The organism is Tahibacter sp., assembly GCF_032229445.1.
Lineage (GTDB): Bacteria > Pseudomonadota > Gammaproteobacteria > Xanthomonadales > Rhodanobacteraceae > Tahibacter.
In genome coordinates this window covers 49988-71948 of sequence record NZ_JAVTWC010000047.1, presented here as the reverse complement: position 1 = coordinate 71948, position 21961 = coordinate 49988, and the positions used below count along the sequence as shown (strand labels likewise).

The window sequence follows — 21961 nt, the reverse complement described above, 5'->3', positions numbered from 1 at the left end:
CAAGCGGAATTTCCGCATGACTCCGTCGAACTCGTGTGTGGTGTTGATCCTGCAGACGTCCAGCTCAAGCTATCGATCGCGCGAGGGAAAGTCGATCACCAAAGCTGATCCACGCACAGCTATCGACGGCACGACTTCACCCCCTTCGCCAGGAAAAACGTAGCGATCGAATCCCGCCAGACGTCCGAAGATTGCCGCCAGTGGGCCCAGTCCGATCCTGGAATCGTCCAAGCGATGTGCCGCATCAAGGCTGCTGACCAATGCGCCGGAAACGAATCGAACGCTGCAGGCCAAGTATCGGAGCGCACGACCGAACGAGAAAGCCGTTCGACCGCCGGGATGCACTTCGGGATGCGGGCTGATCATGCCCTCTGCGTCCACGCCTTCGATATAGTAGCCCGGCACGACCACGCGGTCGCCAACCATCTGCATGAGACGAACGGAGCCTTGCGAGTGCTTGATCGTGTTCGCCTGCGAGCCCGCGAACGCCCTGGCATCCTGCGCCGTGGCGCTGAATCCGCGTATCCGCTTGCCCTGCTCCTTCGAACTCAGGTCATGGGCGAACACCAGCACGACGGACTTGCAGTGCTCAACGTGCTCGAAGACAGCATGGATGAGCGACTCCGTGTCGCGGGCCAGAGCTGTCGCGGGTATGGACCCCAAGCGCTTTCGGGCATCAACTTGGCTGAGGGCGTCCAGCTCATCCAATACTCGGTTGAACGCCTCAACAACAGTGCGCAGGGAATGCGCGTAGAGCGATGTGGGATGACGCAGCCCACGTTCGGCGTTGTGAAACTCGATTGCAGTCTGAGTTTCGAGGAATACCGTAGCCGGCAGCGCTTGAGACAGTTTTTCGCAGTGGATTTTTAGAGTGATCCTCACGCGTGCCCACCCACGATGCAGTCAGAAAAGAATCGCACGATCCCGCTCCATGCCGATGCACTACCACTCCATGTTTGCGTTGTCGTCCACCATTCGCTCCATGTGGCCGATGAACTGCGACATTTCCTCGACCGATGAAGTCGCAAGTGCATACTCTTTGACGAAAGTCAGTATCGATCCCAGAGTTGATTCGAGATACATCCACTGTGGAGCTTTCTGTTGCTGAAGGTCGGTAGTCCAGGCTTCGATCGCCGCGATCGCGTCCCTGTCCGACAAAATAGAGTGCGGAACAAAGGTCGGCTGGCCGGAATCGTCGTCCGCCAACGACAGCGGAACCGCCCCTGCGCTTGAATGGAACGAGAAGGCTTGACCGCCTTTCCCAAACGCCCCGTGCGCAGTGAAGTTTCGGTGCTCGTTCCGAACCTGCATCAGGACGTCGTAGTGTGCTTTCCAACGCTGTTCGGCGACATCAAGAGCCAGTTTGTATTTCTCTTTCCATTCCCCCATCGTAATTTTGAGCAGGGAAGGACCGTCTTTCACCCGACCGTCGATCACGGCGAGATGGATCAGTGAATGTTCGCTCCACGAGAAAAATGCCTCGATCGCCCCTTGAGCCAGCCACGCGACCCGGTTCGATGCGATTGTTCGGTGTTTCCAGCTCGAAGACATTCCACCGTTCGGATAGCGCTTCACAACGGGTGGCTTGAGGATCGCCTTTTCTTCGGCTTTCAGGGCAGCTCGGTATTCACCGAGCAGGTGTTGCAACCGCCCGAACAATTGGGCGTGGTTGTTGTGCACGGTCAGATGCCCGTTTTCCATCGCCTGCTTAGCAACGTGCTGGAAGTACGGCCGAGCGGCCTGGCAAGCCTTGGTGATTCGGTTGCGGATGTACGTTGCTCCGTCCTCATTGGCTGACGGATCGACGCAGAAGATGCCCAGACCGAACTTCCTGTATTCGACGAGGAATACTTTACCCTGGTAGCCCACCGGAACCGACCAGTCGACCTTCTCGAATCGGCCTAAGTTTCGGAAGCCGAGCAAATCGACGAGCAGGAAGTAGACAACGTAGTAAGGGGGAAGTGATCGCCCCGCGTCGGTACGTTGAGCACCGAACACAACGTTCGGCTCAGCTACGCTCTCGACGCTGGCAGGCTGAATGGAGCCCAATGTTCGCAAGGCCTTGAGTCGGATTGCGTCGATTTCATCAGCAGTCATCGTCATCGGTACATGACTCCTCCCGCTCAGGGACAACATCCATTTTGTTGAGGGACCTGATGCCGTTCAGGCGCGCCGCGTTTGTCCCGTGCCGCGACGGACTCGTTCCCAGCGCGCCCGTACAGCGGTTTCGGACCGACCGACCCACCGTCATTGGCCTTCATGGCTCCTCCTCGTCCGGCAGGTGGGCCGCCGCATCGAGCAGTCTTTCTTTGGTCCCCAGATGCAACGGCCTGCCGTCCCCAACGCCCATGAGCTTTTCAAAAGACTTGGCCGCCGTCGACTCGTCCTTGTGAACGTTCACATACTGCCAGTGGGTCAATTCGCGAAATCCGCCTTCGTCGTGAACAAATCCGACGGCGGCGTACCGAACGATAATGCCGCAAAGTTCTGGTCGCTCCACAACCTCCAAAGGAATGGGAGCCATCACGCGGTACGCGAGGAATGCTTCAAGCTGCCTCACGCTTTTTTCTTCAAGCTCTGCCGACGTGGCTGCTTGCAGCAGTCTAAAGCGCCTGGTGAGCGGCGTGGTGGCATCCAGAAGGATCACCCCTGGCTCCGTACCGAGAGATACCCGTTTTTGCAATTGGTTTCGTGCGTCCACAACCAGACGCTTCGCCGACTTTGCAGATCGCGCTCGCTTCACCTCCATCGGCCATCGGTGCAAACCATGCACGAGTTCTGCATCGCCGATGTCGCCCAGGTTCACCCGCGCCTCGTGGGAACTGAAATAGGCCGCTGCGACATACTCAAGCTGGAAGTTTCGCGAGGGATCGTCCTTGTCGGCAGGCTGTACTGCTCTGCCTTCCTTGAGGCGCGCCAGCGTGGCTGGTCGCGCGCGCAAGGTTTCATCGGAAAGGCTCGCGACATCGATGAGCTGCCGCGCCTCGACCATTGCGTTGGCCAATTCCACGTTGTCGTGGGGCACGTCAGCTCCGTGGGCTTCGCGCTGCGCCTGCGCAGTGAGCTCGGTTAGGTATTCCCTGAGTCGTCCCTTGTCGGAGTTCAGTCCGAAATGCTTCAGGCGTGCCAGCGCGGACCGGTAGCTCTCCAGCAGTGCCGGGGTAGCGATCCGCGTGTCGGTGGGGAAGGGTTGGGCAGGAGTGTTACCGTTCAACTTTTTCCTCCTCGTCGGCCGCGGCGTACGAAAATGCGCGAACTCCGCCGTAGCCGGCAGGTCGTAGCCTGCTCAGAACACCGCCGAGCTATTCCAGACCACCGTTTCTTTGCCGTCGCTGACCAAGACCACCCGCACGGGGTCGCCATGGGCAAGCAACTGCATTGCGCGTCCTCTCGCGTAGTCCGTCGCTTCATTCTGCGACGGATAGTTCCGGCAGTAGTCCGGCATACGCACACCGCCATCGCGCGCCGCAACTCGCCACAGCGGATCCAGCTGGCTAATACGCAACTCGTAGCTATGGCCCATCTCGTGCCCCCCGATCTCGTGGCCATGCTCTCACGTGAAACTCATGCTCTCACGTGAAACTAACGAACACAGCGGGGATTACCCCCAGAGCGCACATCGCGCGATTGCGAGATTTGCTCGTACGTGCGCCGGTACAGAGGGAGTCGGTCCTCCAGAGTCACCACAATGGAGTGGTGTTTCCCCAGCCCCGTCGCTCACGCGGTGAGATGGCCAGCCGCACGATGCGCGCATGCCTCCGCACCGCCGCAACGCCGGACTATTTCCCCCTAAAGCCTCTGCGATCGCCGACGTCGAGCGTGCTGCTGCGCTGCTACGCACGCGAGGGCCGCTGCTGGGGCGTGAGCCCAGAGCGCAACATGCCCCTCCTGCTGTTGCTCGTCGAGCCCAGTAAGCGCGCGTGGCACTGGGAGCCTGGATTCCAGTCGAACCGAGGCCCGTGGCGCTGCGAGGCGGTGCAGTCGCCCTGGCGCGTCCTGGGCTGGCTACCGGCGGACGGTTCGCTGCCGCTGGGCGAGCCCGAAGAGGTCGATCCTGCGGTCGCGCGCTCGGATGTTCTGCACGAGTCCCGAACGTCACACGCCGGCGCATGACCAGCGACCCGGATCGCATTCGGGCCGACTGACTAGATTGGCGCAAGCCGCACAAGTCGCTGCGCGACAGCTGAGAGGATTGGTCCACCCGTGACAGTCGACTGGCAGGAGCACGTAGCCAACAGGCAGGGCCATGTCGATTGACGCGTGGTATACATTGATCGACAGCAACTACCGGTGGGGACGGTATGGCGAAGGTTCTTTGGTTCGTTGTGGCGCTGATAGCGGCGACTCTCGCCATATGGGTCGCTGCATCTGGGTACGGATGGCCATTGCGTTACTCGCTGGACACCTTCGACTGGAACTTGGTGTCCGCCGCTCTCTCGCTTTGGAGCTTTGTCCTGACGGTTGTTGCGGTCGGCTACGCTCACCGGCAGTGGAGTCAGCACCGCGAAACACAAACGGCCCAGGCCAAGGCTTTCGCACCCGCCATACGCGATGACTTCCTGCAAAGCGCTAGCCAGTTTCATCCCGCCCGAAACGGGATTTTTCCTGCTCTGAAAGAAGGCTTTCGGGACCTGCCTGGCCGGGCAAACGGGTACCGCTCGACGCACACGGCAGCGATAGTCAGATTTCTTGATCGCATGGATTGCTTCGGCTCGGATGGTCCCGAAATCGCTCGGGCGGCCGCCGCGGTACTTGCGGCGAATGCGTCGCTGACCGACCTTGCTCAAATCGAAGTGAGCAACCAGAACTACAATGCCATCGCAGAACTCGCGCACCGCGTTTCCGGCTACGTCCAGATTGCCCATGAACGCGCATCCCAAGCAGCTGCGCTGCTCGTGAAGTGGGAACGGGCGGGCTAGTTTCACGACTTCACCGCCTTGCTCTCCGCGGCCGGCGCATTCCCCGGTGCGATGGATGCGCTCCCGCGGAAGCGGCATCTGTTCATGCCGGGCCGCTCGTCAATCGTGATTTCCTGTGCGCGGCGGGTGTCGCCGGTGCAGAACTGCGCGTCGTCAAATTTAGTCGCTCGCCGCCGTTGGAAACCATCTGTTCCACCGGCTTGCGTCTGTCGGCGGGGCGACGGCCGAGGCGATAGCGGATCGTGCAATAGCCGCCAATGCAAGAGACCCAGATATAAGTCACGAGCCGCACGCTGGAATCCATCACGGCAGCGCCCTATTGAACGTGATGACCCACAGCTCCGTGCCGCTCCGCATGCGCTAGTCACAAAGCACACCGCTCGAGGATATGTCCATGCTGCTATACAAATTCAAATCAACCCTGAATCTCCTGCACTTGCTAGATATCGTGGTGCACGAACGGCTCTACTGCCCACGCTATTCCGACCTTAACGATCCGTTCGAAGGACAGTTCCGGGAGTTGCTTGTCGACGGCGGAGCTGTCGCAGTGCCGCCTACGCCGCCCCGGGCAACGAATTTCGGAACTCCAAATGTCCTCCATGTTGTCTATCGAGATCTAATGGATCTGCCGCTTGTGCAGGCGATACGCGTGTGCAGTCTGACGAATCGCTACGACGACGTCCGAATGTGGTCGTTGTACGGCGATAGTCATCGCGGAGTGGCTGTAGAAATCGACTTCGACAACTACGACCATATGCCCGTAGAAGTTCGCTATGACGATTGCTTGCCCACTGGGGGTGCTGCGGAACTGCAAGCAAAGCGTCCAGACGAAATACTTGCGGGAAAGTCCAATCATTGGAAATACGAGGCCGAGTATCGACTCATCACGGCGAAGGTTTCTATGGACATACCGGGTAGAGTTCGAAGAGTGCTGATCGGTACGCGAGCGGACGAGGCAGTGGTTAAGCTCCTCGACAAGGTTATGAGCCCGGACATTGCCATGGTTCGGATGAAATTGGTCCATGGAAAGGTCGAAGTTGCAACCGGCGATTTAATTCCTAGGACGCCGCGTGCTGGATAGCTCTCGACAGAATTACGAACAATTACACAATGTAAGCACCACGTGCAATTCGCGTGTAACCGTGCGTGAAAAGCTCAGAATTACACGCGAACGGAATGCATCGGGCTGCAACGTGATTAGCAGCCAAGTCGCTGAAAAGAAAGGAGCTGTATAGCGGCGCAACGGGGTGCAACGAGGATGGAAAGGATTATGAGTCCTCGAGCTGAAAGCTCGCCCCCCCCCGATGCTTGGAGTTGTCCCGCGTGAGTGGTCTCCGCGATTCCCCAAAACGCTGTTATCAAGCTGTTACCGGATTGCCGAATCAAGGCCGATCAAATGTAACTTACTGATTTTATGGCGGCCCCGATACGATTCGAACGTACGACCTTCCCCTTAGGAGGGGGACGCTCTATCCAGCTGAGCTACGGGGCCTGAGGGTTGCTGTGCCGATGCTGCGTTGATTCCGTGCTTCTCACGAAGCGTGGCTTCGCATGAAGCCTACCCGACAGCATCGCGGCAATTCCGGCGCCGGATTCTGGCATGGAAGGTGGCTGGCCGGCGACAGGTGCGGGCTCCGGCCCACCTCACCGATGGAGTCGACGCATTCGCAGATCCGCACGGCAGCACTGGCTCGGGACGGCTCGCACCAACCGTAGGCAACGCCTGCATCCGCTGCCCGCGCTTGATCACGGGTCCCATCGCTGCCTCATGCGTCAGCGCCCCGGCGACTGCCGCGGCGGGGAGCCCGGCCGCAATGGCTGGGGTCGGCGGGACGAACCCGCCGGCAACGACCGGTTGCAATCTGGCCGCGTGGCCCGGCCTCGGCTAAGTGGCCCCGCATCCGCTAAGTGGCCCCGCATCCGCTACGTAGCCACGCATCGACAGCGCGACCCAGCATCCGGCGGCGCGGGAAACCGCCGACCCGCATGGCCCACCGCCCTCCCGGCGCACCCACCAAAATGGCCCCGCAACGGAACCAATTCAGCCCAACCCGTCAGGACCACCCACCGCAACGGCTCCCGAACCGGGCGACCGTGAAACGCGGTTGCTATAATCCGCGCCCTTTGCGCGGACTGCGTCGCCTGTTCTAGCGGCACGACGGTCGCGCCTCTCGCTTTCCTTGCAGCTTCCGGAGTCACCCATGTCGCAGCAGATCCTCAAGGCCCTTAACCTGGCCGAGATGAATTCGGGCACTTATCTCGGCAACGGCGAATGGTCGTCGACCAGCGATGCCGGCGTGCTGGAATCGATCAACCCGAGCAACAACGAAGTCATCGGCCGCGTGCACGCGAGTTCCGAAGCTGATTACGAAACCATCCTCAAGCGCGCGCAGGAAGCGTTCAAGACCTGGCGCACGACGCCGGCGCCGAAGCGCGGCGAAGCCATCCGTCTGTGCGGTGACGCGCTGCGCGCCCACAAGGATGCGCTGGGCTCGCTGGTCGCGCTGGAGATGGGCAAGATCAAGCCGGAAGGCGACGGCGAAGTGCAGGAAATGATCGACATCGCCGACTTCGCCGTCGGCCAGTCGCGCATGCTGTACGGCTACACCATGCACTCGGAGCGCCCGGGTCACCGCATGTATGAGCAGTGGCATCCGCTGGGCATCGTCGGCGTGATCTCGGCGTTCAATTTCCCGGTCGCGGTGTGGGCGTGGAATTCGTTCCTGTCGGCGATCTGCGGCAACATCACGATCTGGAAGCCGTCGCCGAAGACGCCGCTGTCGGCGATCGCCTCGATGCAGATCTGCAACGCCGCGCTCAAGGCCGGCGGCTTCCCGGACATCTTCTTCCTGTTCAACGACGCGCGCACCGAACTCGCGCAGCGGTTCGTCGACGACCACCGCATTCCGCTGATCAGCTTCACCGGTTCGACTCCGGTCGGCCGCCTCGTCGGCGAGCGCGTCGCCCAGCGCATGGGCCGTTCGCTGCTGGAACTGGGTGGCAACAATGCAATCATCGTGGACGAAACCGCCGACCTGAAGATCGCGATCCCGGGCATCGTGTTCGGCGCGGTCGGCACGGCCGGCCAGCGCTGCACGTCCACGCGCCGCCTGTTCGTACATGAGTCGATCTTCGACGGCGTGCTCACGACGCTGGTCCGCGCCTACAAGCAGGTCGAAAGCAAGATCGGCGATCCGACCGAACCGACCACGCTGATGGGTCCGCTGACCGACAAGGCCTCGGTGCAGCGCTTCCTCGGCGCGATCGAGAAGGCCAAGGCGGCCGGCGGCAAGGTCGAGACCGGCGGCGCGGCACTGACCGATCGCCCGGGCAACTTCGTGCTGCCGACCATCATCACCGGCCTGAAGAACAGCGACGAGGTCGTGCAGAGCGAAACCTTCGCGCCGATCCTCTACGTGATGCCGTTCAAGACCATCGACGAGGCGCTGGGCTACCAGAACGGCGTGCCGCAGGGCCTGTCGTCGTCGATCTTCACGCAGAACGTCAAGACGGCCGAAGCGTTCCTGTCGGCCTCCGGCTCGGACTGCGGCATCGCCAACGTCAACATCGGCACGTCGGGTGCGGAAATCGGCGGCGCGTTCGGCGGCGAGAAGGAAACCGGCGGCGGCCGCGAGTCCGGCTCGGATGCCTGGAAGGCCTACATGCGCCGCCAGACCAACACGATCAATTACTCCGATGCGCTGCCGCTGGCCCAGGGCATCAAGTTCGAGTTCTGAACAAATTGCTTCTGTAACACTGTTTGACAACAGCAAAACGAAGAACCCTCGCGGCCGGCTTGCCACTCATCGCAGCCGGCCGCGCGGGTCGCCCTGGGGCAGTGCTGTCACGACGCGGGCCAGCGCCTCTCGTCACAACTTCCGGGACAAATCGGGCACTTGCGTGTCAGGGCAGGTCCGAAATCCCCTGTCGCTATTTGCCGGTTTCCGACCGCTTGAGCTCGGCCTTTTCTGAAGATTGTTACGCAACTGTTTCGCCTGTAAGCGTTTTTTCAACGCTGGCACGACTTTTGATGACACGACACGAACGCCGGTACTGATTAGTATCGGTTTCGGCGTGCGGTTTAGACCGTCGGGTGTTCAGGCAAACGCGCGGCTCGACCGTCCGCACAGGGGATTTTCCGGCGACAACCAGCAGCGGAGCCACCGCAATGGCTCCCAGGGGGACTGCGCGTGCAACGGCAATATGTGACGCAATTCACGAAATTTGGTTTGGCAGCACTGCTTTCGCTGGCTGCCAGCTCGGCCTTCGCCAATATCACCGGCACGGTATTCCGCGATTACGACGCGGACGGTGTGATCGACACGGGCGAGCCCGGACTCGGCGGGATCACCGTCACCGCGTACGACGCCGCCGGCACCAGCGTCGCCACGGCGACGACCTTCGACCAGTCCTGCTCGGCCGCCGCGACGCCGGTTGCCGCCTGCACCGCCGCGAACACGCCGGCCCTGGGCAGCTACACGCTCGTCATCGCCAGCGGCGGACCGTTCCGCGTCGAGTTCACCGGCGAGACCGGCGCGTTCGCGACGGCCGCCTTCGGCAGCGCGAACCCGACGTCGGTTCAGTTCGTCGCGACCAGCACCGCCACGGCCAACGCCGGCTTCAACAACCCGGCGCAGTACTGCGCCGGACCGACGCCACCGTCGGTCGTTGCCGGCTTCTTCGCCTTCGGCAACCAGACGCCGGGACTGACCACGCTGTTCGGCTTCGACTACGACGCGCGCGGCATCGACCATGACGCCGACCCGGTCGCCGCCGGCGTGCAGGCGCAACGCAGCTACGGCCTGTCGGACCAGACCGGCGCGATCTACGGCATCGCCTATCAGCGGCGCACGCGCAGCCTGTTTTCTGCCACCTACATGCACCGCGGCTCGCCGCTGGGCAGCACGGCGGATACCGGCACGATCTACCTGTCGTCCAACGTCGCGCGCGGCACGACCAACATCAACGCGGCGCCGTTCATCACGGTCAACGGCCTGGCCGGCATCGACACCGGCGCCAACTCGCACCCGGCCGGCACCGACTGGAACCTCGATGCGGCGACCTACGGCGTCGTCGGCAAGCGCGGCCTCGGCGATCTCGAAATCTCCGAAGACGGTCTGACCCTCTACACCATCAACCTGTTCCAGCGCGAACTGCTGGTGTTGCCGATCGGCACGGGACCGACCGCGCCGACGGCCGCGCAGATCGTGCGCGTGCCGGTGCCGGTGCCGGCGAGCTGCAGCGGCGCGGTGCCCAGCGCCGCCGCACCGAGCACCGACGACATCCGTCCATTCGCGACCAAGTACTTCGACGGCACGCTGTACGTCGGCATGGTCTGCACCGCGCAGAGCATGCGCGCCGCCGGCGCGACGCTAGACAACGCCAAGCTCGCGATGCGCGCCTATGTCTACGCAATGAACCCGGCGACCAATACCTTCGCCGCGACGCCGATCATCGAGTTTCCGCTCAACTACCCGCGCCGGTTCCTCAACAACGGCATCGGCACGGCCACGACCGACGGCGAATGGAATCCCTGGAACGACACCTTCCAACCGGCCGATGCGCCGGGCTCGGCGAATTTCTGGCTTTATCCACAACCGATCTTCACGGATCTCGAGTTCGACGCGCAGGGACGCATGGCGATCGGCCTGCGCGACCGCCTCGGCGACCAGGCCTACGACACCGCCGACATCGGCCCGCTCGGCAACCAGAACGACGGCACGCGCCAGGGCGGCGACCTGCTGCTGGCCTGCCGCAACGGTGCGGGCGGCAGCTGGGTACTCGAGAATGCCGGCGCCTGCGGCACGAGCACGACCTCCGATCCGAACAGCACCGGCGCCGGCACCAACATCAATTCCGGCCCGGGCAACCGCGAGTTCTACTGGGAGGAGTACTACGATTTCGACTTCAACCCGGACTTCCATCGCGAGACCGCGATGGGTTCGCTGCTGTGGCGGCCGGGCAGCGGCAACTTCATGTCCACCGTGTACGACGTCGACGGCACCTTCAACGCCGGCGTGCGCGTCTACAGCAATACCAACGGATCGAACGTGCGCTTTGCCGGCAACATACGGCATGAGTTCCGCCTCTACGAGGACGGCACCTCCACGTTCGGCAAGGCCGGCGGCATCGGCGACATCGAGATCCTCTGCGAAGACCCGCCGGTGGAACTCGGCAACCGCGTCTGGCGCGACAGCAACCGCAACGGCCGGCAGGATCCGGGCGAACCGGCGATCGCCGGCGTCGTCGTCAATCTCTACACGGCGGCCGGCGCACTGCTTGGCACGTCGACGACGGATGCAACCGGCCACTTCCTGTTCCTGTTCTCGATCGGCGCGACCGACCCGAGCACGGCCGACAACACCGTCATCCAGCCCAATCCCTACGGCACCAGCGTCACTGTGCTCGTGGCGCCGTCGAACTTCAACGCGGGCGGCCCGCTCGCAGGCTTCACGCGCACCGTGGCCAACACCGGCGGCGTGATCCGCGATTCCAACGGCGTGGCCGTAACAGTGGGCGGCGGCGGACCCAGCGGCACGGGCTTCGTGGCAACCGTCGGCCAGCCCGGCCGCAACGACCACACGATCGACTTCGGCTTCGGCCTGCTCGACCTGGGCGACCTGCCGGATATGGGCGCCGGCAGCGGCGTCGGCAACTATTCCACCCTGCTCGCCGACAACGGCGCCGCGCACGGCATTATCCCGGGCCTGCAGATGGGCGCCACGGTCGACGGCGAAGCCGACGGCCAGCCGAACGCCGCGGCCAGCGGCGACGACACGGCCGGCGCACCGGACGACGAGGACGGCGTCACGGTGGCTGACCTGAGCCTGCGCGTGGCGGCCGCGCCGACCGTGCGCGTCAACGCGACCAATACCAGCGGCGCGGCGGCACAGCTCTGCGGCTTCATTGATTTCAACGGCGACGGCGATTTCCTGGATGCGGGCGAAAGCGCCGCGGCCGTGGCCGTGCCGAACGGGTCCAACAACGTCCAGTTCAATCTCGTGTTCGGCACGGTGCCGGCCGGTTCGGCCGCGGCGAGCTATGCGCGCTTCCGCCTCAGCGACACCATCGCCGCGTGCAGCGCGGTCGGCACGGTCGGCAACGGCGAGGTCGAGGACTATCCGGTCGGCATCACCGCGCTGGACTTCGGCGACCTGCCCGACGCGGCCGCCGGTACCGGCGTGGGCAACTACAACACGCAGGAAGCCGACGCCGGTGCGCGTCATCCCATCGTCGCCGGGCTGTTCCTCGGCGCGAGCGTCGATGCGGAAGCGAACGGCCAGCAGAACCTGGCCGCGAGCGGCGACGACATCGCCGGCGTGCCCGACGACGAGGACGGCGTCACCACGGCCGACCTGCAGTTCGTCGCCGGCTCGCCAGCCACCGTACGCGTCAACGCGACGAACCTCGGCGCCACGGCCGCGTCGCTGTGCGGCTTCGTCGACTTCAACGGCGACGGCGATTTCGCCGACGCGAACGAAGCGGCACCCGGTCTGACCGTCGCCGCCGGCACGAACAACGTGCAGTTCACGCTCAACTTCGGTACCGCACCGGCCGGTGCCGCCAGCACCTATGCGCGCTTCCGCCTGGCCACCCCGACCGGCGCCTGCACGCCGAACGGACTGGGCGGCAATGGCGAGGTCGAGGACTATCCGGCCGGCGTGATTCCGGCCGACCTCGGCGATCTGCCTGACACCAGCGCCGGCATCGGCGCGGCCAACTATTCCACGCTTATCGCCAACGGCGGCCCGCGCCATCCGCGCACCGCAACGGCACCGCGCCTCGGCGCCACCGTCGACGCCGAAGCGGACGGCCAACCCAACCTCGCGGCGACCGGCGACGGCGCCGACGAAGACGGGGTCACGATCGGCACGCTGCTGGTCGGGGCCAACGCCACGATCGGCGCGATCGCCAGCAATCCGGGCGCCGGCGTGGCGCAGCTCTGCGGCTTCCTTGACTTCAACGGCGACGGCGACTTCGCCGATGCCGGCGAAACCGCGCCGCCCGTGAACGTGGCGGCCGGCACCGTCGGCGGCAGCTTCAACCTCAACTTCGGCACCGTGCCCGTCGGCGCCGCCACATCGACCTATGCGCGCTTCCGCATCAGCAGCGGCATCGCCGCGTGCACGCCGGATGGCCTCGCGGTCGATGGCGAGGTCGAGGACTACGCGGTCGCGATCGGCACGCTGGATCTCGGCGACCTGCCCGACCCGGCCTATCCGACCCTGGTCGCCAGCAATGGCGCGCGCCATCCGATCGTGACCGGCCTGCGTATCGGCGCGGACATCGACGCCGAAAGCAACGGCCAGCCCAACGCCGGCGCGAACGGCGACGACGCCAACGGCACACCGGACGACGAAGACGGCGTGACCATCACCGATCTGAGCCTCGTCGGCGGCAGCGGCGCGAGCGTGCGCGTCAACGCGACCAACACCACCGGCGGCGCCGCGCAGCTCTGCGGCTTCATCGACTTCAACGGCGACGGCGACCTCAACGACGCCGGCGAAGCCGCGCCCGCCGCCGCCGTTCCGAACGGCAGCAACAATGTGCAGTTCACGCTCAACTTTGGCATCGTTCCGACCGGCTTCTCCGGCAGCACGTATGCACGCTTCCGCCTCAGCACTGATGCCGGCGCCTGCGTACCGACCGGACTGGCGACGAACGGCGAGGTCGAGGACTACACGGCCAGCATCGGCCTGCTCGACTTCGGTGATCTGCCCGACACGGCGGCCGGCAGTGGAGTCGGAAACTATTCCACATTGCTGGCAGACAACGGCCCGCGCCATCCGATCGTCGCCGGCCTGCGCATCGGCGCGAACGAGGACGGCGAAGCCGACGGCCAGCCCAGCGTGGGTGCCAACGGCGACGACGGCAGCGGCGTCCCGGACGATGAGGACGGCGTCGTCGTAGGCGATCTCAGTCTCGTCGGCGGCAGCCCAGCCAACGTGCGCGTCAACGCGACCAACACCACCGGCGCGGCGGCACAGCTCTGCGGCTTCATCGACTTCAACGGCGACGGCGACTTCAACGACGCCGGCGAAACCGCACCGGCGCTGGCCGTGGCCACGGGATCGAACAACGTGCAGTTCACGCTCGCGTTCGGCACCGTGCCCGGCACCGCCGCCACCAGCACGTATTCGCGCTTCCGCCTGAGCACCGACACCGGCGCGTGCAGCCCGGTGGGCGCCGCGCCCGATGGCGAGGTCGAGGACAATCCGATCGGCATCAGCCAGACCGACTTCGGCGACCTGCCCGACACGGGCGCCGGCAACGGCGCTGGCAACTACGCCACGCTGCTGTCGGACAACGGTCCGCGTCATCCGATCGTCGCCGGCCTGCAGCTCGGTGCAAACGAAGACGGCGAAGCCGACGGCCAGCAAAGCGCCGCCGCGAACGGCGACGACGCGGCCGGAACGCCCGACGACGAGGACGGCGTCAACACCGCCGATCTCGCGCTGACCGCGGGCACCCCGGCGAACGTGCGCGTCACCGCGACGAATACGCTCGCGGGCGCGGCACAGCTCTGCGGCTTCATCGACTTCAACGCCGACGGCGATTTCGCCGATGCCGGCGAGACCGCTCCCGCGGTCAGCGTGCCGGCCGGCTCGAACGCCGCGCCGTTCACGCTCGCCTTCGGCACGGTGCCGACGGGCGTGGCGACCAGTTCGTTCGCGCGCTTCCGCCTGAGCACTGATGCCGGCGCGTGCAGCCCGACCGGCGCGGCCACCGATGGCGAAGTGGAGGACTATCCGGTCAGCGCCGGCCTGCTCGACTTCGGCGACCTGCCCGATACCGCGGCCGGAACCGGCGTGGGCAACTACGCCACGCTGCTGGCCGACGACGGTCCGCGTCATCCGATCGTCGCCGGCCTGCGCCTGGGTGCGGACGAGGACGGCGAAGCCGAAGGCCAGCCGTCCACGAACGCCGACGGCGATGACGCCAACGGCGTGCCCGACGACGAGGACGGCGTGACCATCGCCGATCTCACGCTGACCGGCGGCAGCCTGGCGAACGTGCGCGTCAACGCGACCAACACCAGCGGCACCGCGGCACAGCTCTGCGGCTTCATCGACTTCAACGGCGACGGCGATTTCGCCGACGCCGGTGAATCCGCACCCGCCGTCGCCGTCGCCGCGGGCTCGAACAACGTGCAGTTCAGCGTCGCCTTCGGCACCGTGCCGACGAGCGCGGTCAGCAGCACGTATGCGCGCTTCCGCCTGAGCACCGATGCCACGGCGTGTACCGCGACCGGCATCGCCGCGAACGGTGAAGTCGAGGACTACGCCGTCAGCATCGGCCAGGTCGACTACGGCGACCTGCCCGACACCAGCGCCGGCAGCGGCGTGGGCAACTACGCCACCTTGCTGTCCGACAACGGCCCGCGCCATCCCATCGTCAGCGGCCTGCGCCTGGGCGCGAACGAGGACGGCGATGCGGACGGCCAGCCCGGCGTCGGCGCGAACGGCGACGACACCAACGGCACGCCCGATGACGAGGACGGCGTCACGCTCGCCGATCTCGCCCTCGTCGGCGGCACGCCGGCCAACGTGCGCGTCAACGCGACCAACACGACCGGCACGGCGGCGCAGCTCTGCGGCTTCATCGATTTCAACGGCGACGGCGACTTTGCCGACGCCGGCGAAACCGCCACCGCGGCCAGCGTGGCCACCGGCAGCAACGACGTGCAGTTCACGCTCAACTTCGGCACGGTGCCGGTCGGCGCAGCGGCGAGTTCCTACGCCCGCTTCCGCCTGAGCACCGACACGGGCGCGTGCAGCGCGAACGGCGCGGCTACCGACGGCGAAGTCGAGGACTATCCGGTCAGCGTCGGCCTGCTCGATTTCGGCGACCTGCCCGACACGGGCCCGGGTAGTGGAACTGGCAACTATTCCACCGTGCTCGCCGACAACGGACCACGCCATCCGATCGTGACCGGCCTGTTCCTCGGCGCGACCGAGGATGGCGAGGCCGACGGCCAGCCCAACGTGGCCGCCAACGGCGACGGCGCGGACGAAGACGGCGTCACGCTGGCGGACCTGAACCTGACCGCCGGCACCGCTGCGACGATCCGCGTCAACGCGACCAACACCACCGGCAGCGCCGCGCAGATCTGCGCCTTCGTCGACTTCAACGGCAACGGCAGCTTCGCCGATGCGGGCGAGACGGCGAGTGTCGCGGTGCCGACAGGCTCGACCAACGTGCAGTTCAGTCCCGGCTTCACGGTGCCGGCGAATGCCGTCACGGCGAGCTATGCGCGGTTCCGCCTGAGTACCGACGCCGGCGCCTGCACGCCGCTGGGCCAGGCCACGGACGGCGAGGTCGAGGACTATCCGGTCGGCATCACCCTGATCGACTTCGGCGATCTGCCGGACACGGGAGTGGGCAGTGGAACAGGCAACTATTCCACATTGCTTGCCGACAACGGTGCGCGCCACCCGATCGTGGCGAACCTCGCCATGGGTGCGGGCGTCGATGCGGAAGCCAACGGCCAGCCGACCGCGGGCGCCAATGGCGACGATGCCAACGGCACGCCGGATGACGAGGACGGCGTGAACACTGCCGACCTCGCGCTGCAGCGCGGCGTGGCGCCGGCCGTCCGCGTGACCGCCACCAACGGCACCGGCGCGGCCGCACTGCTGTGCGGCTATCTCGACTACAACGCCGACGGCGATTTCGCCGATGCGGGCGAAGCCGCACAGGCCGCCGTGCCCAACGGCAGCACCGCAGCCCTGTTCACGCTGAACTTCGGCACGGTGCCGAACAGCGCAGCCGCGGCGAGCTACGCGCGCTTCCGCCTGAGCACCGATGCGGTCTGCAGTCCGGCCGGACCGGCCGCGAACGGCGAAGTCGAGGACTATCCGATCACCAGCGGCGCCGGCGTGCTGAGCCTCGGCAACCTGGTCTGGAACGACCGCAACAACAACGGCCTCGTCGATGGCGGCGAGAACGGCATCAGCACCGTGACCGTGGTGCTCTATCGCGACAGCGACAACAACGGCACGCCCGATGGCGCCGCGATCGCGACCACGAGCACCGACGGCAACGGCAATTACCTGTTTGCCGCGCTCGATCCCGACACCTACCTCGTCGAGATCACGCCACCCGCCGGCTATCGCACCAGCACGGGCTCGGGCCTGCCGCCGTACCTGCCGACCGGCACCTACGAGCCCGCGCCGGATCCGGACAACGACGTCAACAACGACGACAACGGCACGCTGCAGGGCGCGGTCATCCGCTCGGCACCGGTCACGCTCAGTGTCGGCGGCGAGCCGGTCAACGACGGCGACGCCGATGCGAACAGCAACCTCAGCGTCGACTTCGGCCTGGTCGGCAATTTCGACCTCGCGCTGCGCAAGTCGCTGACCGCCGGCCAGCCCGGACCGTTCCTCATCGGCCAGGACGTGAGCTTTGACATCACCGTGTTTAACCAGGGTGCGATCCAGGCCACGACCATCGTCGTCAACGACTACATCCCGGCCGGCTTCGCGCTGAGCCCGAGCGAGACCAACTGGACCAGCGTCAGCCCGACGCTCGCGACACGCACGATCGCGGGTCCGCTCGCGCCGGGCGCATCGACCGTCGTCACGATCCTGCTGCGCATCCAGTCCGGTGCGGTGTCGCCGCTGGTCAACCGGGCCGAGATCGGCTCGGCCGACGACGACGGCAATGCCGGCACGCCGCCGCCGATCGACGTCGATTCGACGCCGGACGGCAATCCGAACAACGATGCGGGCGGCGCGCCGGGCACACCGTCCGACGATGCGACCGGCGGCAACGGCACGGGCACGCCGGGCGGTACCGATCCGGCCACCGACGAGGACGACGCCGATCCGGCGCAGGTCACGTTCGGCGGCGGCTTCGATCTCGCCCTGCGCAAGATCGTCAGCGCCGGCCAGCCGGGTCCGTTCGCCCCGGGCCAGGACATCCGCTTCGACATCGAGGTGTTCAACCAGGGCAGCCTGCAGGCCACGACCATCGTCGTGAACGACTACATCCCGGCCGGATTCGCGCTGAGCCCGAGCGAGACCAACTGGACCAGCGTCAGCCCCACGCTCGCAACACGCACGATCGCGGGTCCGCTCGCGCCGGGCGCATCGACCGTGGTCACGATCCTGCTGCGCATCCAGCCGGCTGCGGTGTCGCCACTGGTCAACCGCGCCGAGATCGGCTCGGCCGACGATGACGGCAATTCATCGACGCCGCCGCCGACCGACATCGACTCCACGCCGGACGGCAATCCGGGCAACGACGCCGGCGGTGCCGCGGGCACGCCGTCCGACGACGCCATCGGCGGCAACGGCACGGGTACGCCGGGCGGCACCGATCCGGTCACCGACGAAGACGATGCCGACCCGGCCGAAGTCAGCTTCGGCACCGGCTTCGATCTGGCCCTGCGCAAGCGCGTCAGCGCCGGCCAGCCGGGTCCGTTCGCGGCAGGCCAGGACGTCAGCTTCGACATCGAGGTCTTCAACCAGGGCACGGTCCAGGCCACGACCATGGTGATCAACGATTACATCCCGGCCGGTTTCGAACTGAGCCCGACCGAGCTGAACTGGAGCCCGGTCAGCGCCAGCCTGGCCACGCGCACGATCAGCGGTCCGCTGCTGCCGGGTGCGAGCACGGTCGTGACGATCACGCTGCGCATCCTGCCCGGCGCGGTCTCGCCGCTGGTCAACCGTGCCGAAATCGGCTCGGCCGACGACGACGGCGATTCGCAGACGCCGCCGCCGACCGACATCGACTCGACGCCGGACGGCAACCCGGGCAATGACGCCGGCGGCGCCGCGGGCACACCGTCCGACGACGCCATCGGCGGCAACGGCACGGGCACGCCCGGCGGCACGGATCCGGCCACCGACGAAGACGATGCCGATCCGGCGCAGATCGTGCTCGGCCCGCCCGGCGTCACCTCGCCGCTCGGCGTGGCCAAGCAGGCGCAGGTGCTGTCGCTCAGCGAAGGCGGCGCCTATGGCGGCGGCGGCACGCCGAACACGGCGCAACTGGCCTACGTCATCCTGCTGCGCAACTACGGCACGCAGCCGGTCGACAACCTGCAGGTGGTCGAGAACCTCGTCAGCACCTTCGGCGCGGGTTCGACCTGGAGCGTGGTCAGCGTGACGGCACCGACGCTGAGCCTCAACCCGGCCTACGACGGCCGCACCAGCACCAGCCTGCTCACCGGCACCGACACGCTTGCGGCCGGCGCGACGACGACGATCCGCCTCGTGGTCAACGTGCAGTTCACCGCCGGCCTGACCTACGTCAACCAGGTCGTCGGCAGCGGTTTCGTCGCCTCGGTCGCGGTATCGGATCTGTCCCATGACGGCACCGATCCGGCGCCGGGCGGCAATCCCAACACCGACAACACGCCAACCGGCGTGCGCCTCGGCACGCAGTCGGTGCCGGCGCTGTCGACGTGGTCGTTGGGACTGCTGCTGCTGGGTCTTGGGCTGATCGCCGCGCGGCAATCGCGGCGCCTGCGTGTACATGTGCGGGCGTGATCCGGAAACCGGTGCCGTCGCGTTCGCGCGGCGGCACCTTTACCGTGCGGCTCCTCGCTTGACGCGAGGGGCCGTCGGGTTCGCGACGTGCTCGCCGGACCTCGACGGCACCGGCCTGCGCAAGGCCGCGCCTGAGCGAATCTGCACAGTGCGCATTTTGATAAAAAAAGTATTTCTTTCCGTGGCTGCGACCTGCAGCTTCGCCGCAGGCGCGCAGTCGCTGCCGCCGCTGGTCTTCGTCGAACGGCAGATCCCTCCCGACGGCAACGCCGCATGGACCACGACCCGCGCGCTGCCGGGCGTCGGCACGTATGCGCGCACACGCCCGGCCGGACCGGCACGCCTGCGCGTACGCGAAAGCGACGGCAGCCTGCGCACCCTGCTCGACGGCACCGCGCCGGACGCTCCGCTGATCGACATGGCCGGACCCAGCGTCAGCTGGGACGGTACGCATATCGCCTTTGCCGGCCTGCCACCGGGCAACTGGAATACGGCGCCGTCGGCGCATCCGGGCGCGTGGCGCATCTACCAGATCCATGCCAACGGCAGCGGCTTGCGCGCGATCACGCACAGCGATATCGCCGCCGACTATTCCCAGTTCGGCGCCGGCCCTTCGCCGTGGCCTTACGACGACTACGACCCGACCTACCTGCCCGACGGCCGCCTCGTCTTCGCCTCGACCCGCTGGCCGGCGTTCGCCCAGTTCGCCGACCAGCGCGCGTCGAACCTCTGGATCGTCGACGTCAACGGCAACGGCCTGCACCGCATCACGAGCGAACGCAACGGCGCCGACCGTCCACTGGTCGACCCGGTCAGCGGCAAGATCGTCTACTTCCGCTGGTGGCGTAACCAGCGCCTGCCGGAAGCACGCATGGACGACGCGCTGCTCATCGACGGCCAGCCCCAGCTCGGCTGGCTGCGGCATCAGGGACTCGCCACGCAAGGCGCGGTGCCGGCGCGCAACAGCTGGCAGATCGTCAGCGTCAATCCCGACGGCGCCGAGCTCGTCCTGTTCGGTGGCAAGCCCGATTCGGATGACGACGGCTTCGGCTACGGCGGCGGCTTCGGCGCCAACGGCACGCTGTACGCGAACTATTTTCCGGCACTGGATCTCGCCGCCGCCGCCGGCTTCGGCGGCATTCGCGCCTACGCGCGCGGCGCGACGCGCGGCAGCGCGCAGTCCGGCGTGACGCGGCGCGACCCGGCGCTGCGCCTGCCCGGCACGCCGGAAGCGGCACAGCTGTACCAGGGACCGTATACGACCGACGCCGAAGTGCTGGCCGACGGGCGGATCGTCTTCGCACGCGCCGCCGACACGGGCCAGGACTACGGCCTGTGGGTCGCCACGCCAGGCGGCACTGCGCAGCTCGTGCACGACAATCCGGGCACCGCGGAACTGCGCCCGCGCGTGCTAGCCGCGCGCACGCCGCCACCGGTGCTGCCCGACATCTATCGCGATGCGCCGCAACTCGCACCGTATCCGCATTTCCTGCCACCGCCCAATGGCACCGCGCCACGCGACGGCAGCTTCGTGTTCGACGCGCGCAACGTGTATGCGAATGCCGCGGTCGACGTCGACATTGCCAGCGCACCCGCGGTGGGCAGCGCCGCGAGCATCCGCTTCTACGCCGACTACCAGCGCACCGCGCTCGGTACCTTCCCGTCGCTCGACTGGCCGGTATTCCTCGGCGAGCAGGCCATTTCCGCGGCGGGCCGCGTCAGCGCGAACGCACCCGCCTTCCTGCCCTTGTTCGAACAGCTGCGCAGCGCGGCGAGCGCCGGCTACGAGGTGCCACGCACCGGCTGGCCGCGCGGCAACGGCCGCGCCCACGTGGCCGGCATGAACCACGACCGCGCCGGCGTCGCCGCGCTGTGCAGCGGCTGTCATGCGGGCCATACGCTGATTCCGGTGCCGAGCGAAACCGACGCGCCGTGGTCGAACCTCGCGCCCGGCGCGCGCCTGCACGCGAGCACCGCAAGGCCTGGCGCGAACCGCGACGGCCTCGTCGATCGCAAGGTATTCCTCGGCCCGATCCGCGCGTACTGGACCTCGGCGCCGGGCCAGGTCAGCGGCCAGTGGGTCGAACTCGAATTCCCCGTCTCCGTCGCCGTGCGCCGCGTGCGCCTGTACAACCCGCGCCCCGGCGACGAAGCCAACAGCAGCCTGCAGGTGACCTCGACGCGCGTGACCCTGCGCGACGCGAACGGCGGCGTGCTCGACACGCGCACCACGGGCAGCCTGCTGCTGTTCGGCACCGACGTCGGTTTCGCCGATGTCGCCACGCGCCGCGTGCGCGTGGAAATCCTCGGGGTCACGGGCACCTTCGACGGCGCGGCGGCGGCCGGGCTGGCCGAGGTCGAAGTCATCGCCAAGGGCCTGGCCATCGACATGGCGCCGGAAGACCGCCTGTTCCGCGACGCGTTCGAGCGGCCTGTTCCGTGAAGTGCCCTCTTCTCCGGCATGCAAACCCCATCCCCACCCAACCGACCACGCCACACAGAACGCTGCTCCAGAAACTACCGTCCAAACGAATACCCGTC

At 66.4% G+C, this 21961-nt stretch carries 10 protein-coding genes and 1 tRNA gene; 6 read left to right on the top strand and 5 right to left on the bottom strand.

The genetic code is table 11. The annotated features are described in order from the left end of the window. Positions 1–69 precede the first annotated feature (69 nt). The 4 genes from RUU78_RS09370 to RUU78_RS09355 form a co-directional block, all read right to left on the bottom strand. Positions 70–882, bottom strand: a complete 813-nt coding sequence (locus RUU78_RS09370) for a hypothetical protein (RefSeq protein ID WP_313915913.1) — start codon at positions 880–882, stop codon at positions 70–72. A 60-nt stretch (positions 883–942) separates the two neighbouring features. Beyond that, a complete protein-coding gene (locus RUU78_RS09365; protein WP_313915911.1) occupies positions 943–2103 on the bottom strand; it encodes a hypothetical protein in 1161 nt (386 codons plus the stop codon). Positions 2104–2257: 154 nt separating this feature from the next. After that, complete coding sequence (locus RUU78_RS09360; RefSeq protein ID WP_313915909.1) at positions 2258–3214, bottom strand: hypothetical protein; 957 nt, start codon at positions 3212–3214, stop codon at positions 2258–2260. 72 nt (positions 3215–3286) lie between these two features. Then, a complete protein-coding gene (locus tag RUU78_RS09355; protein WP_313915907.1) occupies positions 3287–3523 on the bottom strand; it encodes a hypothetical protein in 237 nt (78 codons plus the stop codon). Between the two features lie 356 nt (positions 3524–3879). Here RUU78_RS09355 and RUU78_RS09350 point away from each other — a divergent pair, with 356 nt between their 5' ends. From RUU78_RS09350 to RUU78_RS09340, 3 genes are all read left to right on the top strand, one after another. Then, positions 3880–4113: a hypothetical protein gene (locus RUU78_RS09350; RefSeq protein ID WP_313915906.1), complete on the top strand. Its 234-nt coding sequence runs from the start codon at positions 3880–3882 to the stop codon at positions 4111–4113. Positions 4114–4301: 188 nt separating this feature from the next. Next, positions 4302–4919 carry a hypothetical protein gene (locus RUU78_RS09345; protein WP_313915904.1) on the top strand — a complete coding sequence of 206 codons (618 nt, stop codon included), beginning with the start codon at positions 4302–4304 and terminating at the stop codon, positions 4917–4919. A 394-nt stretch (positions 4920–5313) separates the two neighbouring features. Continuing rightward, a complete protein-coding gene (locus RUU78_RS09340) occupies positions 5314–6000 on the top strand; it encodes a DUF2971 domain-containing protein (RefSeq protein WP_313915902.1) in 687 nt (228 codons plus the stop codon). Between the two features lie 334 nt (positions 6001–6334). Here the strand turns inward: RUU78_RS09340 and RUU78_RS09335 are convergent. Continuing rightward, positions 6335–6411, bottom strand: a tRNA-Arg gene (locus tag RUU78_RS09335). A gap of 709 nt (positions 6412–7120) precedes the next feature. On the opposite strand from RUU78_RS09335, the gene RUU78_RS09330 reads away from it, so the two are divergent. The 3 genes from RUU78_RS09330 to RUU78_RS09320 all read left to right on the top strand — a co-directional run bounded on the left by RUU78_RS09330 (position 7121) and on the right by RUU78_RS09320 (position 21863). Then, a complete protein-coding gene (locus RUU78_RS09330) occupies positions 7121–8656 on the top strand; it encodes an aldehyde dehydrogenase family protein (RefSeq protein ID WP_313915900.1) in 1536 nt (511 codons plus the stop codon). Between the two features lie 492 nt (positions 8657–9148). Continuing rightward, a complete protein-coding gene (locus RUU78_RS09325; RefSeq protein WP_313915898.1) occupies positions 9149–19420 on the top strand; it encodes a GEVED domain-containing protein in 10272 nt (3423 codons plus the stop codon). A gap of 181 nt (positions 19421–19601) precedes the next feature. Beyond that, entirely contained in the window at positions 19602–21863 is a 2262-nt protein-coding gene (locus RUU78_RS09320) for a hypothetical protein (protein ID WP_313915896.1), read from the top strand. Positions 21864–21961 lie beyond the last annotated feature (98 nt).